Annotated in this window: 13 protein-coding genes; 7 read left to right on the top strand and 6 right to left on the bottom strand. The window is 67.5% G+C overall.

The window, feature by feature from the left end; all coding sequences use genetic code 11:
* Positions 1 to 7: 7 nt before the first annotated feature.
* Together ACNJ7E_RS37900 and arsC are read right to left on the bottom strand one after the other, a co-directional pair.
* Entirely contained in the window at positions 8 to 1,177 is a 1,170-nt protein-coding gene (locus ACNJ7E_RS37900; protein WP_418339463.1) for an IS30 family transposase, read from the bottom strand.
* Between the two features lie 80 nt (positions 1,178 to 1,257).
* Entirely contained in the window at positions 1,258 to 1,605 is a 348-nt protein-coding gene (gene arsC, locus ACNJ7E_RS37895) for an arsenate reductase (glutaredoxin) (RefSeq protein WP_477952930.1), read from the bottom strand.
* 95 nt (positions 1,606 to 1,700) lie between these two features.
* On the opposite strand from arsC, the gene ACNJ7E_RS37890 reads away from it, so the two are divergent.
* From ACNJ7E_RS37890 to ACNJ7E_RS37875, 4 genes are all read left to right on the top strand, one after another.
* Positions 1,701 to 2,384, top strand: coding sequence for an NAD(P)H-binding protein (locus ACNJ7E_RS37890; RefSeq protein WP_283331505.1), 684 nt, complete (start codon positions 1,701 to 1,703; stop codon positions 2,382 to 2,384).
* A 58-nt stretch (positions 2,385 to 2,442) separates the two neighbouring features.
* Positions 2,443 to 2,817 (top strand): GntR family transcriptional regulator, encoded by a 375-nt coding sequence (locus tag ACNJ7E_RS37885; protein WP_016883479.1) that lies wholly within the window; start codon positions 2,443 to 2,445, stop codon positions 2,815 to 2,817.
* A 50-nt stretch (positions 2,818 to 2,867) separates the two neighbouring features.
* Positions 2,868 to 3,299: a DoxX family protein gene (locus ACNJ7E_RS37880; RefSeq protein WP_418342253.1), complete on the top strand. Its 432-nt coding sequence runs from the start codon at positions 2,868 to 2,870 to the stop codon at positions 3,297 to 3,299.
* Between the two features lie 90 nt (positions 3,300 to 3,389).
* Complete coding sequence (locus tag ACNJ7E_RS37875) at positions 3,390 to 5,021, top strand: BCCT family transporter (protein ID WP_411194575.1); 1,632 nt, start codon at positions 3,390 to 3,392, stop codon at positions 5,019 to 5,021.
* An 89-nt stretch (positions 5,022 to 5,110) separates the two neighbouring features.
* Here ACNJ7E_RS37875 and ACNJ7E_RS37870 read toward each other — a convergent pair whose 3' ends face one another.
* Positions 5,111 to 6,619, bottom strand: a complete 1,509-nt coding sequence (locus ACNJ7E_RS37870; protein ID WP_280781607.1) for a dolichyl-phosphate-mannose--protein mannosyltransferase — start codon at positions 6,617 to 6,619, stop codon at positions 5,111 to 5,113.
* A gap of 74 nt (positions 6,620 to 6,693) precedes the next feature.
* Between ACNJ7E_RS37870 and rsmI the strand changes: the two genes are divergently transcribed.
* A complete protein-coding gene (gene rsmI / locus ACNJ7E_RS37865) occupies positions 6,694 to 7,524 on the top strand; it encodes a 16S rRNA (cytidine(1402)-2'-O)-methyltransferase (protein WP_280781374.1) in 831 nt (276 codons plus the stop codon).
* A gap of 14 nt (positions 7,525 to 7,538) precedes the next feature.
* Here the strand turns inward: rsmI and ACNJ7E_RS37860 are convergent, their stop codons facing one another.
* From ACNJ7E_RS37860 to ACNJ7E_RS37850, 3 genes are read right to left on the bottom strand one after another with little or no spacing between them, the layout of a single operon-like run.
* Positions 7,539 to 8,774: a DUF2786 domain-containing protein gene (locus ACNJ7E_RS37860; protein ID WP_418342252.1), complete on the bottom strand. Its 1,236-nt coding sequence runs from the start codon at positions 8,772 to 8,774 to the stop codon at positions 7,539 to 7,541.
* Between the two features lie 47 nt (positions 8,775 to 8,821).
* Complete coding sequence (metG, locus tag ACNJ7E_RS37855; protein WP_280781376.1) at positions 8,822 to 10,381, bottom strand: methionine--tRNA ligase; 1,560 nt, start codon at positions 10,379 to 10,381, stop codon at positions 8,822 to 8,824.
* A 53-nt stretch (positions 10,382 to 10,434) separates the two neighbouring features.
* Positions 10,435 to 11,328 carry an SDR family oxidoreductase gene (locus tag ACNJ7E_RS37850; protein ID WP_280781377.1) on the bottom strand — a complete coding sequence of 298 codons (894 nt, stop codon included), beginning with the start codon at positions 11,326 to 11,328 and terminating at the stop codon, positions 10,435 to 10,437.
* A gap of 35 nt (positions 11,329 to 11,363) precedes the next feature.
* Between ACNJ7E_RS37850 and ACNJ7E_RS37845 the strand changes: the two genes are divergently transcribed.
* Positions 11,364 to 12,206, top strand: coding sequence for a TatD family hydrolase (locus ACNJ7E_RS37845; protein ID WP_280781378.1), 843 nt, complete (start codon positions 11,364 to 11,366; stop codon positions 12,204 to 12,206).
* A 138-nt stretch (positions 12,207 to 12,344) separates the two neighbouring features.
* Positions 12,345 to 12,785 (top strand): DoxX family protein, encoded by a 441-nt coding sequence (locus ACNJ7E_RS37840; RefSeq protein ID WP_280781608.1) that lies wholly within the window; start codon positions 12,345 to 12,347, stop codon positions 12,783 to 12,785.
* Positions 12,786 to 12,834 lie beyond the last annotated feature (49 nt).

Genomic DNA, 12,834 nt, shown 5'->3' with positions numbered 1-12,834 from the left:
GGCGTTTTCAAGCGGCCGTCGCAACAACGAGTTTCCCGAGACGCTCGGCTGGACTGTCCCAGTCGAGCGTCATACGGGGACGACGATTGAGTTTATCGGCCACCACGTCGAGGTAGACCTCTTCGAACCCGTCCAACGCGATCCCCTTGGGGAAGTACTGGCGCAGCAAGCCGTTTGTGTTCTCGTTCGTCCCGCGCTGCCACGGCGAACGCGGATCACAGAAATACACCGGCACCCCCGTCTCGACAGTGAACCGGGCGTGCTGACTCATCTCCGCACCCTGATCCCAGGTGATCGACTTGGCAAGGTGCTGGGGAAGCTCGGTGATCTTGCGGGTCATCGCCGACCGCACCTGCTCGGCGGAATGCCCATCCGGCAGGTGCAACAGCATCACGAACCGGGTCGACCGCTCCACCAACGTCCCGATCGCCGACTTGTTGTTCGCCCCGATGATCAGATCGCCCTCCCAGTGCCCGGGCACCGCCCGGTCCTCGACCTCGGCGGGACGCTCGGAAATCATCACCATGTCCGGGAACTTCCCCCGCCGCTCACCGACCGTGCTTCGGTGTTTACGCAGGTAGCGGCCGGTCCGCAGATGGGCGGTCAGCTCCCGCGTCAACGCTCCCCGGGACTGGACGAACAACGCCTGATAGATCGATTCGTGTGACACCCACATCTCCGGCCGGCTCGGATACTCCCGCCTGAGCTTGTGCGAGATCTGCTGCGGTGACAAGTCCTCACCCAGCCACCCCTGCACCTGCTCCCGCAACTCGGCGTGGGCGGCGAGCTTGGCGGTCTTGGGGCGCCGGGCGCGGGCCTCGGCGTCCCGTTGGGCCCGTGAGGCCAGATACTTCCCGCGAGAGGACAACGCCCGCCGCAGTTCCCGGCTGATCGTGGACGGGCTGCGGCCCAGTGCGTGGGCGATCGCCCGGATCGTCCACCCGTCCCGGCGGAATTCGTCGATCTGCTCCCGCTCGGACAGCGACAGATACCGCCCCGACGGGGGAACAGGTCGGCGGGGACGCACTCCACCGACCTGCACCAGCCACCGCCGCATCTGGGTCAGCGAGACCTGCACCTCACACGCCGCGCTGACCGTGTCCTGCCCCGCCCGCAAACACTCCCAGAACTGCTCCCGCACTCGCCGCTCGATCGGCGGCCGCCCCTTGAACACCATCCACAACACCCTTCCTTACCAGGGATGTTGCGTCGACCGACTGAATACGCCTACCAGAAAGGCGCACGAGCGCGCAGCGCCTAGAGGACCTCGCGGACCTTCTCGGCCGGGCGGGCGAGGACGGTGCCCTTGTCCGTCACTACGATGGGCCGCTCGATGAGGATGGGGTTGTCCACCATCGCCTCCAGCAGTTGGTCCTCCGACGCCTCGGCGAGCCCGAGTTCCTTGAAGGCGGTCTCCTTCTTGCGGACCGCCTCACTCGGCTTCAGCCCGGCGTCGTCGAGTAGTTTGCGCAACCCGTCCCGAGAGGGCGGGGTCTCGAGGTACTTCACGACGGTCGGTTCGATGCCCGCGTCCCGGATCAGTCCGAGGACGGTGCGGGACGTGTTGCATCGCTGGTTGTGGTAGATGGTCGCGGTGTTCGCCATACCCGACATTCTGCACCGGGGAACAAACCTGCCCGCAGGGAGCGCTGAACCAGGGTAGTAACTCGTGAATAGTCGACGAAAGAGGGAGATCGATCATGGCCGAGCACAGGGACGCGACTCCGCGGCGCATCGTCATCGCGGGTGGGCACGGGAAGATCGCCCGTCACCTCATCAAGATTCTCACCGCGCGCGGTGACCGCGCGGTCGCGCTGATCCGCAACCCCGATCACGAGCACGAGGTGGCGGCGCTCGGCGCCGAACCGGTGGTGATCGATCTGGAGAGGGCGAACGCGGACGACGTCGCGAAGACGCTCGTCGGTGCGGACGCCGCGGTCTTCGCCGCAGGCGCAGGCCCGGGCAGCGGCATCGCCCGCAAGGACACCGTCGATCGCGGGGCCGCGGTTCTCCTCGCGGACGCCGCCGAGAAGGCGGGAACGCGGCGATTCGTCCAGATCAGTTCGTTCGGGGCGGGGGAGCCGATCCCCGAGGGCACCGACGAGGTGTTCGCGGCCTACCTCGTCGCGAAGACGGCCGCCGAGGAAGACTTGCGCGCCCGCACCCACCTCGATTGGACGATTCTCCGTCCGGGGGGTCTGCTCGACGACGACCCGACGGGTCACGTCACGCTCACTGCGCCTCCCCTCGAGCGCGGCACCGTCCCGCGCGCCGACGTCGCCGCAGTGGTCGCGGCGCTCCTCGACCATCCGAACACTGCGAAGAAGACGCTGATGCTGACATCCGGCCCGACACCGATCGAGGAGGCCGTCGCCGCGGTGTAAGCATTGCGGCGCCGCAACCGCGCAACTACGGTCTGATACAACGCGTGGAACAACGGAGGTGGCGCCGGCCGTGGACATCGACATCGATCCGGATTCGTCGACCGCCCCGTTCGATCAGTTGCGATTGCAGATCATCGAGCAGGTGCGCAGTGGGCAACTGATCGCGGGAACGAAGATTCCCACGGTCCGCGCGCTCGCCGTCGAGGTGGGTCTGGCCCCGAACACGGTGGCCAAGGCGTACCGGGAACTCGGCGAGCAGGGTGTCATCGAAACCCGGGGCAAGCAGGGCACGTTCATCGCGAGCGGCGGTGACCCCATTCGCGCCGGCGCCGAGAAGGCCGCAACACGGTATGTGCAGGACCTGCGGAAGCTGGGGGTGTCCGACGAGGAGATCCTCGGCTTCGTGCAGTCCGCTCTCCGCGGCGCCGAATGAGGACGGCGCCGCATCCAGAAGGTGTGACCCCAGAAAGGTAGACACTCGGTATGGCTTCCGCACTCTTCCGCGACCTCGCACTACTGATTGCCCGGATCGGACTCGGCGTCGTCTTCGTCGCGCACGGCTGGCAGAAGTTCTTCGACTACGGAGTGAAGGCCACACAGGCGTCGTTCGCCGACATGGGCGTCCCGCTTCCCGACATTTCGGCTGTTGCGGCCGCCACTATCGAACTCGCGGGTGGATTTGCTCTCATCGTGGGGGTGGCCACACCGATCGCCGGAATTCTGCTGTTCCTCGACATGCTCGGAGCGCTGATTCTGGTGCACGCGGACAAGGGCGTCCTCGTCGCGAACGGCGGGTACGAACTCGTCGTCGCACTCGGCGTCGGGTCGCTGCTTCTCGCCGTGATCGGTGCCGGACGCCTCAGTATCGACGGGCTTCTCGGAAGAGGCTCGGGATGGGGAAAAACCGCAGCGTAACGATGCCGTAGGCTGGGTCTCGATTCGGTGTGAAGCGATGGGCTAGCTTGCTTTTACCATCAAAAATGACCAACGTAGTTGTTCATGGCAATGAATACTGATCTGCCTGATCAAGGTTCCGAGACCGCTGACGCGAGCGTCGGCGGAGGGCTCAAACGGGTCGGTGTTCGCACCGACCGCGTCGTGTTCTCCGCCGCTGCCGCCGCGGTCTCGGCAATCGTCGTCTGGGGGCTCGTGGCCCCCGACAATCTCGACTCCACGACCGGCAAGGCACTCGGCTGGCTGGTTACCGACATGGGCTGGTTGTTCGTCCTGTCGGCGTCCGGATTCGTCCTCTTCTCACTGTGGCTCGCGTTCAGCAAGTTCGGTCACATCCCGCTCGGCAAGGACGGCGAGAAGCCCGAGTTCCGGACGGTCAGCTGGATCGCGATGATGTTCAGCGCCGGCATGGGCATCGGACTGATGTTCTTCGGTGTCGCCGAACCGCTCGCGCACTACGTGACACCCCCTCCGGGTTCAAGCGGGGGCATCGGAACTGCGATGGCCACCACCATGTTCCACTGGAGCCTGCACCCCTGGGCGATGTACGCGGTTGTCGGACTGTCGATCGCGTACGGCTCGTATCGCAAGGGTCGCAAGCAGCTGTTCAGCTCCGCCTTCATCCCGCTGCTCGGCCGCCGCGCGGAGGGGCCGATCGGGAAGTTCATCGACGTCCTCGCGATCTTCGCGACGCTGTTCGGCACCGCCGCTTCGCTGGGCCTCGGCGCACTGCAGATCGGGTCCGGTTTCCAGGTCGTCGGGTGGATGTCGGAGGTCAGCACGTTCCTGCTGGTCGCCATCGTCGCCCTGCTGACCCTCGCGTTCGTGGCGTCCGCCGTGTCGGGTGTCGCCAAGGGCATCCAGTGGCTCTCCAACACCAACATGGTGCTCGCCGTCATCTTGGCCCTGTTCGTGTTCGTCGTGGGACCGACGGTCCTGATCCTCAACCTGCTGCCCACGACGATCGGCGCCTACGCCGCGCAGCTTGCGCAGATGTCGGCCCGCACGGGAGCGTCGTCCGATCCGGCGACCGGCGAATGGTTGTCCTCGTGGACCATCTTCTACTGGGCGTGGTGGATCTCCTGGACCCCGTTCGTCGGCATGTTCCTGGCACGCATCAGCCGCGGCCGGACCATCCGCCAGTTCGTGGTTGGCGTGATCGTGGTGCCGAGCGCCGTGAGCCTCGTGTGGTTCGCGATCTTCGGTGGTGCCGGGATCAGCGAGCAGCGTGACGGAATCGACCTCGCGGGACAGGACACCCAGGAGGGGCAGCTGTTCGGCATGCTCGACCACCTGCCGCTCACCGGCATCACGACCGTCCTGGTGATGATCCTCGTCGGGATCTTCTTCGTCTCCGGCGCCGACGCCGCATCGATGGTGATGGGCACCCTCTCGCAGCGCGGTTCGCTGGAACCGCAGCGCTGGGTGGTCGTGTTCTGGGGTGTGCTCACCGGTGGCGTGGCCGCGCTCATTCTGTGGACCGGCGGCGACACCGCGCTGGACGGACTGCAGACGATGACGATCATCGCTGCTGCGCCGTTCGTCCTCGTGATGATCGGCTTGTGTTTCTCGCTCTACAAGGATCTGTCCCGCGACCAGATGATCGTCGACGGCCGGGAAATGCGGAGAGAGATGCGGAGAGTGGCGGCCAAACGTCGTCGCGACCGGATCTCGTCCCGCTAGAGAAACAGTCTGCGAGCCGCTCGGTGTCCCACGGGACCCGGGCGGCTCGACTCATTCCGGGGTCAGCGCCAGCTGGGATAATTCTGGGGTCAGCGCCAGCTGGGAAGCCACAGTTGGTGCTGCCACGTGTCCGGGGTGATCGGGACGGCCGTGAGGATCGGCCACAACCAGATGAAGTTGGCAACCACGAGCCCCACATAGAGGCAGACGGCGAGCAGGCCCGTGGTGCGCCGTTCGAGCGACGCCTTCGCGCTACCCAGGATGTCGCCCAGGACCAGCGCGAGACCCATCACCATGAACGGCGCCAGCGCCACCGCATAGAAGTAGTACATCTGGCGGTCCAGGGTGGTCAGCCACGGCAGGAACGCGGCACCGTAGGCGGTGAGGACGGTGGCGTACCGCCAGTCCTTCCGCACCACGGTCTGCCACAGCGCCCACGCGAGCATCGGCAGTGCCAGCCACCACATCGCGGGCGTCCCGATGAGCATGACGGCCTTGACGCAACTCGACGCGCCGCAGCCGGTGACGTGATCACCTTCGGCGAAGTAGTACAGCATCGGGCGCAGACCCATCGGCCACGTCCACGGCTTCGACTCCCACGGGTGATGATTGCCCGCCGAATTGGTGAGGCCTTCGTGGAACTGCAGGACGTTGCCGCTGTAGTACCACAACGACCGGAGTGCGCCCGGCACGAACGACCAGGTGCCGCCCGTCCCGATCTCGTTGCCCACGGCATGCCGGTCCACACCCGTCTCGCTGGCGAACCACGCCCAGTAGCTGGCGAGGTACACGAACAGCGGCACGACGACCAGCGCGTACAGCGCCGGGCCCACGTCGCGGACGCCGGCACCGAACCACGGTCGCCGCACCCCGTAGGCGCGCCGGGCCGACACGTCGAATGCGACGCTCAGAAGTCCGAAGAACACGATGAAGTAGATGCCCGACCATTTGGTGCCGCACGCCAGACCCAGCATGATCCCCGCGCCGAACCGCCACCAGCGCACCCCGAGTCGCGGACCCCAGTCGCTGTCGCCGATCCGGCCCTCGTCGTACACGCGGGCCATCCGCTCGCGGACCTGGTCGCGGTCCACCACCAGGCAGCCCAGAGCGGCGACCGCGAACACCGCAAGGAAGATGTCGAGCATGCCGAGCCGGGACGAGACGAACGTGACGCCGTCCGCAACCAGCAGGATCCCGGCGAGGCCGCCGATCAGAGTCGATCGGGTGAGCCGGCGGACGATGCGGATCACCAGCAGGACCATGATCGTGCCGGCCACCGCGGAGGCGAAACGCCAACCCCAGCCGCTGTAGCCGAAGATCGCCTCGCCCATCGCGATCAGCTGTTTGCCGATGGGCGGATGCACCACCAGTCCGTAGCCGGGGTTGTCCTCGAGCCAGCCGCCGGTGAGCACCTGCCAGCCCTGCGGCGCGTAATGCTTCTCGTCGAACACGGGAGTGCCCGCGTCGGTCGGGTAACCGAGCATCGTGAACCGGGTGATCGCCGCGATCGCCGTGACGAACAGAGTGACCACCCAGCCGCGGGCGCGGTCGACGGGACCGAAGTCGGGGGGCGGCACGAGCGGCGCCGGTCCGACCATGGACGGCTGTCGTGCGGAGGGCGTCGGTCGCTCGTCCGTCAGCATCGTCACGCCGCAATCGTAGGCTGTGGGTCATGACTGGTCGCCTAGTGCTCGCCGCAACACCGATGGGGGACGTGGGTGACGCCTCGCCGAGACTGCGTACGGCGCTCGGGACGGCCGACGTCGTCGCCGCCGAGGACACCCGCCGCACCAAAGCGCTCGCTTCCGCTCTCGACGTGACGATCACCGGCAAGGTCGTCAGCTTCTACGACCAGGTCGAGACGGCCCGGCTGCCCGCCCTCGTCGCCGACGTCGCATCCGGCAAGACCGTTCTCCTCGTCACCGACGCCGGCATGCCCTCCGTCAGCGACCCCGGGTACCGGCTGGTGTCGGCGTGCGTGGCCGAGGACCTGGCGGTGACGTGCCTGCCCGGACCGTCGGCGGTGACGACGGCGCTCGCGCTGTCCGGGCTGCCTGTCGAACGGTTCTGCTTCGACGGCTTCCCGCCCCGGAAGCAGGGCCAGCGCAAGACGTGGTTGCAGGCCCTGGTCGCCGAGCAGCGCGCGTGCGTGTTCTTCGAGGCACCGCACCGGCTCGCCGACTGCCTGGCGGACGCGGTCGAGGTGCTCGGCGGAACCCGCCGCGCCGCCGTCTGCCGGGAACTGACCAAGACGTACGAGGAGGTCCGCCGCGGCACCCTCGCCGAACTCGCCGAGTGGGCCGCCGAGGGCGTCCGCGGCGAGATCACGGTGGTGGTGGAGGGAGCCACCCTCGTCGCGTCCGACCCCGCCGACCTCGTCGACGAGGTGGAGCGACTCGTCGCGGACGGCACCCGGCTCAAGGATGCGTGCGCGCTCGTCGCCACCACCGGCGTGTCGAAGCGGGAGCTCTACGAAACGGTGCTGGCCTCCCGGAAGGACTAGTCGGCCTGCGAGCGCTACCGCCGGAGGGCACGCTCCCCGGGAGCCAGCGACGCGTCGTCGGCGGCGGCCTGTCCGGCGTACCAGCCGTTGGCGTCGACGGCCCTGCCGCGCGCCTTTTTGGTACGCGGAAACAGGCGGTCGAACTCGGCGTCGACGGCCTCGGATTTGGTGGCCAGAATCGGCAGCAGATCGTCGACCGGGATCGACGCCTCGTCGGCGGCCTCGGCCGTGGCCCGGCTGTCGGCATCGCGCAACCGCTGCCCGATGCGGCTGGCGAAGCCCGCGAGGAAACCCTTCCGGAACGACGTGGTGCGTGAACCACTGCGACTGTCGGCGTCCGCGAATTGCATTGCGCGCGTCGCCTGCACGAGCAGCGAGGTGAACAGCATGTCGACCTGTTGGAGGTCGAGGGGGGTTCCGACCACGGTTGCGATGGCGAGGGAGCTGAACCACACGGTGCGTACCCGGTTGGAGTCACCGATCTCGGTGAGGAGGTGCACCTTCTCCTTGACGTACGGATTCTCCAGGTGGATGCGGCGACTGTGTACCGCCGTATTGCCCACCCCGTTCTGGGTGTGGAGGAGAGCGGCGTTGATCGCGTAGCGCGTCATCAACTCCTGCGCCTTCGCGGTGAAGATCTCCGCCTCCTCCGCGAAATCGGTGGCCTCGGCCTTCGCGAGCAGCCCGCGGATCCTGTTGAGCACCTTCGCGTCGGCCTCGGTCTCACCCGGCACGGCCGCGGCCGGGTCGCCGACCCGCACGACGGGCCACGTCGACGGCGGGGGAGCGAGCACCGTCCAGCCGGGCAGATTCGTCCACGTCAGCGACAGGTCGGTGAGCTGGTAGACGGAGTGGTACGGGTCTTCGAACAGCAGCCCGGCCGCCAGCGCCCGAACGTCGGGACCGTCGACCGGCACGCGCCCCGCCAGGTGCGAGGCGCCCGGGTACTGCTCGCCGATGGTGCGGAGTTGCTCCACCCAGTCCCGCGGCGCCCGGTGCGCGGCCCGCGTGCGCTCCGCCTCGTGCAGCACCAGGGCCGCCGCCAGCGCCGCGTCGGACGGCTCCTTCGATCTCCGCGCCAGATGCACGACGTCGGCGGGCTGCCACCCACGCTCGTACGCGGCCGACAACTCACCCATCAGGGTGTGGACTGCCGCGGCGGCCTGGGGGCTCACTTCGTCGTCGAACACGCGCGCTCCGTTCCCGAATCCACCGTGAGGAGATCGAATGTATGTTCTATTCGGCGTCATGGGGAGAGTCTGCATGCGGGGTCCGACAACAACGGACCCCGCGTGGATCAGTCCTCCACGTAACGCGGGAACACGCCCGACGGCGCCGGCAACGGGGTGCCCGCCACGATGCGCGTCGAAAGGTCGCTGAACTGCCGCGCATCGGCCTTCTGGCCCAGGAGGTCGAGGATCTTCTCCGCGGCGTCCGGCATCACCGGCTGCACGAGGATGCCGACGATCCGCACCACCTCGAGCGTCACGTACAGCACCGTCGCCATCCGCTCCGGATCCGTCTTCCGCAGAACCCAGGGCTCCTGCTTGGAGAAGTACCGGTTGGTCTCGCCGAGAACCGACCAGATCGCCTCCAGCGCGAGATGCAGTGCCTGGACGTCGTATTCGGCGCGAACCCGCTCGAGCAGCGCATCCGCCTGCGCGAGCATCGCCGCGTCGTCCTCGGTCAGCTCGCCGGGGGTCGGGACCTGGGCGTCGCAGTTCTTCGCGACCATCGACAGCGACCGCTGCGCGAGGTTGCCGAGCTCGTTCGCCAGGTCGGCGTTGATCCGGGTGACGATGGCCTCGTGGCTGTAGCTTCCATCCTGACCGTAGGAAATCTCACGGAGCAGGAAGAAGCGCACGGCGTCGAGGCCGTACTGCTCCACCATGGCGACGGGGTCGACGACGTTGCCGACCGACTTCGACATCTTCTCGCCCTTGTTGTAGAGGAATCCGTGCACGAAGACGCGCTTCGGCAGTTCGATTCCCGCCGACATCAGGAACGCCGGCCAGTAGACGGTGTGGAACCGGGTGATGTCCTTGCCGATGATGTGCAGGTTCGCCGGCCAGAACTTGCCGAACTGCTCGGAGTCGGTGTCGGGGTATCCGGCGCCGGTCAGGTAGTTGGTGAGCGCGTCCACCCACACGTACATCACGTGCTCGGGGTGGTCGGGGACCGGAACGCCCCAGTCGAACGTCGTGCGGGAGATCGACAGGTCCTTCAGTCCGCCCTTGACGAAGCTGACGATCTCGTTGCGCCGCGTCGCGGGCGCGATGAAGTCGGGGTTCTCCTCGTACAGCCGGAGCAGCTTGTCCTGGTACTCGGACAGCTTGAAGAAGTACGTGGACTCCTCCGTCCACTCGACCGGGGTGCCCGTCTCGGTGGACAGGCGTGAACCGTCGTCCTGCAGAGTGGTCTCGGCCTCGGTGTAGAACGCCTCGTCGCGGACCGAGTACCAGCCTGAGTACGTGTCGAGGTAGATGTCGCCGTTGTCGAGCATCCTCCGCCAGATCGCCTTGCTGGCTTCTTCGTGATCGGCATCCGTGGTGCGGATGAACCGGTCGAAGGAGATGTTCAACGTCTTGTCCATGGCCTCGAACACGTCCGAGTTCCGCGCGGCGAGCTCACGGACGTCGATGCCTTCCTTGGCCGCCGTCTGCTGCATCTTCAGGCCGTGCTCGTCGGTTCCCGTCATGAAGTAGACGTCGAACCCGTCCAGACGCTTGAAGCGTGCGAGGGCGTCGGAGGAGATGTACTCGTAGGCGTGGCCGATGTGCGGGACGCCGTTCGGGTACGCGATCGCCGTCGTCAGATAGAAAGGTGGCCGCGAGGCGGTGGAATCAGCAGCATTCATGGTGCGACCACTCTATCTGCGCGCCGCCGTTTCGTGACGCGCAGATTCGGGTTCTAGGCCGGTCCGGTGCCGTCCTCATCGGTGACCGTGCGTGACTCGTACGCCGCGCGGGCCGACTTGTTCGTGGACCTGACCTGGTCGGGGACCATCCGGCGGATCGCGAAGTCGCGGGCGAACTGCGGGAAGACGGTGACGAGGCGCGCCAGCGGACCGACGTACCGGGGGATGGTGACCTCGAACCGGGGGCGGTGGATCACCGCGACAACGGTCTTCGCGACGTCGGCCGGTGTCAGCAGTTTTGCTGCGCCCGTCGCCGTGCCGGCCGCGAGTTCGGTGTCGACGACACCGGGCATGATCACCGAGATCTGCACGCCAGACCCGCGCAGCTCCTCGCGGACACCGGTCAGGTAGCCGAGCACGCCGTGTTTCGTCGCGGCATACGTCGACTCGCCGGGTGGTGCGACCTTCGACGCCAGCGACGCCACCGTGACGATCTGGCCGCGGCCGCGCGCACGCATGGCCGGCGCCGCCAGTCTCACCCCGCGGATGACGCCGTGCAGGTTCACGGCGAGCTGCCGATCCGTCGCGGACTCGGGTTCCTCGTCGAACCTCCCGACCCACATCACGCCCGCGTTGTTGACGAGTACGTCGATCGGGCCCCAGTGATCCTCGACGGCCGTGAGGAATGCCGCGAACGACGCGGTGTCGGTGACGTCCAGTTCGAGACCCTCCACCGTCCCGCCCGCCCGGTCGAGTTCGTCCGCCGTCCTTCGGGCGGCGGCGCCGTCGACGTCGCCGATCGCGACCCGGGCGCCGGCCAGCGCCAGCTGTCGGGCGATCTCCCTCCCGATTCCCCTCGCACCACCGGTCACTGCGATCACGCGGCCGTTCATCGAGCTCGAAGTCATGGACACGGCTCCCTCCCCGTCCGGGAGAAAGTACCGCATGTGACACGTGCGGCGGCGGCGTCGACAATGTCCGCATGAGCAAAGACCGTCCCGCCCCGGAAGCCCCTGCGCCGCTGTTCCCGCTCGTCGACTCGCACACCCACCTCGACGCGTGTGGTGCCTCGGACGCAGCGAGCGTCACGGCGATCGTCGACCGGGCCGCCGCGGTCGGGGTGGAGCGGGTGGTCACGGTGGCCGACGACCTGGCGGCCGCGCAGTTCGCCGTCGACGCGGCGCACTGGGATCCCCGCGTCTACGCGGCCGTGGCCATCCACCCGACCCGGGCGAACGTGCTCGACGACGCGACCCGGGCGGAGATCGAGCGACTGGCCGGTGATCCCCGGGTGGTCGCGGTGGGGGAGACGGGACTCGACTTCTACTGGCCCGGGAAACTCGACGGCTGCGCCACGGTCCCCGAACAGACCGAGGGCTTCCGCTGGCACATCGACCTCGCGAAGCGGCTCGGCAAGACGCTGATGATCCACAACCGGGAGGCCGACCAGGCGCTGCTGCAGGTGCTGCGCGATGAGGGCGCGCCGGAGACGGTGATCTTCCACTGCTTCTCCTCGGACGCCGAGATGGCGCGCGAGTGCGTCGACGCCGGTTACGTCCTCAGCTTCTCCGGCACCGTCAGCTTCAAGAACGCGAAGGCCTTGCGGGAGGCGGCCCCACTGGTGCCGTCGGATCAGCTGATCGTCGAGACGGATGCGCCGTTCCTCACCCCGCACCCGTTCCGGGGCGCTCCCAACGAGCCGTACTGCCTCCCGTACACGGTCCGGGCGCTCGCCGAGATCCGTGGCGAGGATCCGGACGACTTGGCGAAGGCGTCCACCGCGACCGCCGAGCGCGTGTACGGCCTCCGGCCCGTGAGTGGTTAGCGAGTCCCTGGACTCGTCGAGCGCGCACGGGGCCGAAGGCCCTATGTTGAAGTTTCAAGTTAGACAATTTAGGATCGTTGCTTGTTCAACTAACGGTCGTCCCGGTCGCGCGGGGACACCACGATGAAAGGCACATCCATGAACAACCCCGCAGTTCGAAGCCTGGGAATCCTCGTCGCCCGCGTGGGCATCGGCATCATCTTCCTCGCCCACGGCTGGCAGAAGGCCTTCACCAACGGACTCGACGCCACGACCGCCGGCTTCGAGGCCATGGGAGTTCCGCTTCCCGGCATCTCGGCGTTCCTCGCCACGTGGATCGAGCTGATCGGCGGAATCGCACTCATCGTCGGGGCGGCCGTCCCGATCTTCGGCATCCTGCTCTTCCTCGACATGGTCGGCGCCTTCTTCCTCGTGCACGTCGACAAGGGAATCTTCGCCAGCGAGGGCGGCTACGAGCTGGTGCTGGCGCTCGGCGTCGGCTCGCTGCTGCTCGCCGTCGTCGGATCGGGCCGGTTCGGCGTCGACGGACTGCTCGGCCACAAGGTGCCGTGGGCCTCGAAGGAACGCGCCACCGTCTGACCCCATGTGAGTGGCGAAGCGTCCCCCGGCACGCTTCGCCACTCACGTG

Origin of the sequence: Rhodococcus mengyinensis (assembly GCF_048381435.1) — a bacterium.
GTDB lineage: Bacteria > Actinomycetota > Actinomycetes > Mycobacteriales > Mycobacteriaceae > Rhodococcus_F > Rhodococcus_F opacus_D.
This window is presented reverse-complemented; position numbering and strand designations above follow the sequence as displayed.

Excerpts from the sequence above, each read along its gene's own strand:
- ACNJ7E_RS37900 (WP_418339463.1), bottom strand. The coding sequence starts at position 1,177 with ATGGTGTTCAAGGGGCGGCCGCCGATCGAGCGGCGAGTGCGGGAGCAG.
- arsC (WP_477952930.1), bottom strand. The coding sequence starts at position 1,605 with ATGGCGAACACCGCGACCATCTACCACAACCAGCGATGCAACACGTCC.
- ACNJ7E_RS37890 (WP_283331505.1), top strand. The coding sequence starts at position 1,701 with ATGGCCGAGCACAGGGACGCGACTCCGCGGCGCATCGTCATCGCGGGT.
- ACNJ7E_RS37880 (WP_418342253.1), top strand. The coding sequence starts at position 2,868 with ATGGCTTCCGCACTCTTCCGCGACCTCGCACTACTGATTGCCCGGATC.
- ACNJ7E_RS37875 (WP_411194575.1), top strand. The coding sequence starts at position 3,390 with ATGAATACTGATCTGCCTGATCAAGGTTCCGAGACCGCTGACGCGAGC.
- ACNJ7E_RS37870 (WP_280781607.1), bottom strand. The coding sequence starts at position 6,619 with ATGGTCGGACCGGCGCCGCTCGTGCCGCCCCCCGACTTCGGTCCCGTC.
- rsmI (WP_280781374.1), top strand. The coding sequence starts at position 6,694 with ATGACTGGTCGCCTAGTGCTCGCCGCAACACCGATGGGGGACGTGGGT.
- ACNJ7E_RS37860 (WP_418342252.1), bottom strand. The coding sequence starts at position 8,774 with ATGACGCCGAATAGAACATACATTCGATCTCCTCACGGTGGATTCGGG.
- metG (WP_280781376.1), bottom strand. The coding sequence starts at position 10,381 with ATGAATGCTGCTGATTCCACCGCCTCGCGGCCACCTTTCTATCTGACG.
- ACNJ7E_RS37850 (WP_280781377.1), bottom strand. The coding sequence starts at position 11,328 with ATGCGGTACTTTCTCCCGGACGGGGAGGGAGCCGTGTCCATGACTTCG.
- ACNJ7E_RS37845 (WP_280781378.1), top strand. The coding sequence starts at position 11,364 with ATGAGCAAAGACCGTCCCGCCCCGGAAGCCCCTGCGCCGCTGTTCCCG.
- ACNJ7E_RS37840 (WP_280781608.1), top strand. The coding sequence starts at position 12,345 with ATGAACAACCCCGCAGTTCGAAGCCTGGGAATCCTCGTCGCCCGCGTG.